Origin of the sequence: Micromonospora sp. ATA51 (assembly GCF_016802855.1) — a bacterium.
In the GTDB taxonomy this organism is placed as follows: Bacteria; Actinomycetota; Actinomycetes; order Mycobacteriales; family Micromonosporaceae; genus Micromonospora; species Micromonospora sicca.
Genome location: NZ_JAEVHJ010000692.1, coordinates 1 through 1091, shown reverse-complemented (window position 1 = coordinate 1091; position 1091 = coordinate 1). Strand labels below are relative to the sequence as shown.

Below are 1091 nucleotides of genomic sequence, written 5' to 3'. Positions count from 1 at the left end.
CTGCCCGCGGACGTCGCGGTGCACGTGGTGCCCGGGCACCCGGACCGGCTGCCGGTGGCGCTGAAGGCCGCCGGCGCGGCCGGCGCGCCGCTGCTCACCGTCGTCGACGGCGCGGAGCCGACGCCGGCCCTGCTGAACGCTGCGGCCTCCGGCCGCCCGGCCGAACTGCTGCTGGTCACCGACGTCGGCCGCGCACCGCGGCCGGCGCTGACGGCGGCCGGCTTCCCGCTGGTCACCGAGGTCGACCTCGTTCCCGCCGACGACGCCCCGGCCCGGCTGTTCGCCTACGCGACCGGCTCCGACCGCGGCCTGGAGGCGGTGAAGGACGCGCTCTGGGCGGTCGACGAGTACGCCGGGGTGCGCTACCGCGACCCCGCCGACCCGGCCGGACGGCTGCTGAACATCACCCTCGACCCGGAGCCCGGCCCGCTGCGCCGCGAGCTGCTGGCCGAGCTGGCCCGCTCCGGCCCGCGTACGGTGACCGAGCTGCGCCGCTTCACGCTGACCTCGACGGTCTACCGGGCCGCCGACGCGAACCGCGCGCTGACCTCGCTGCTCGCCTCGGGCGCGGTGACCCGGGACCCGGAGCACGGCCGGCTCGGCGGCGAGGTGCTGGTCAGCGCCGCCGGGTCAACTGTCTGACCGCGATGGACGCACCGGTGGCGATCACGCCGATGCCGAACACCTGCTGGACGCCGGGCGGGGTGCCGGTGAGCCACCGGCACCCCGCTCGACCTCGGGACGTCACGTCCGGGACTTGTCCTGTTTCCAGGAGAGCGGCCCCGGCAGGTCCACGCGGTGGGCGCGGGACTTCGAGTTCCAGGACCAGCGGCCGATCTTGATGCTCCAGGAGGAGAAGCCGCTCTCGGTGAAGTTGAGCACCAGCGGCCCGTACTTCTGACGCTTGCGGAACTGAATGCCCATCACGGGCTCCTCTCGTCGCCTCCCTGCCTCTGCGGCATCGAACATGCCCGAAACCGCGTTTCGCGAAACCGTTGCTGATCCCATCGTCAGGTGTCAGCAATCCGTGCGTTTTCGCATGGAAGGTCCGTAACGGTGTCACCGCAATGTGAGGGTCGCGGTGTCCTGAT

At 72.9% G+C, this 1091-nt stretch carries 2 protein-coding genes; one reads left to right on the top strand and one right to left on the bottom strand.

Annotation, left to right across the window (positions count from 1 at the left end):
• The coding region (locus JNW87_RS39000; RefSeq protein WP_238455500.1) for a hypothetical protein at positions 1–642 on the top strand (642 nt) is incomplete at its 5' end.
• Positions 643–744: 102 nt separating this feature from the next.
• On the opposite strand, the gene JNW87_RS38995 is transcribed toward JNW87_RS39000, so the two are convergent.
• Entirely contained in the window at positions 745–924 is a 180-nt protein-coding gene (locus JNW87_RS38995) for a DUF4236 domain-containing protein (protein WP_109802280.1), read from the bottom strand.
• Positions 925–1091 lie beyond the last annotated feature (167 nt).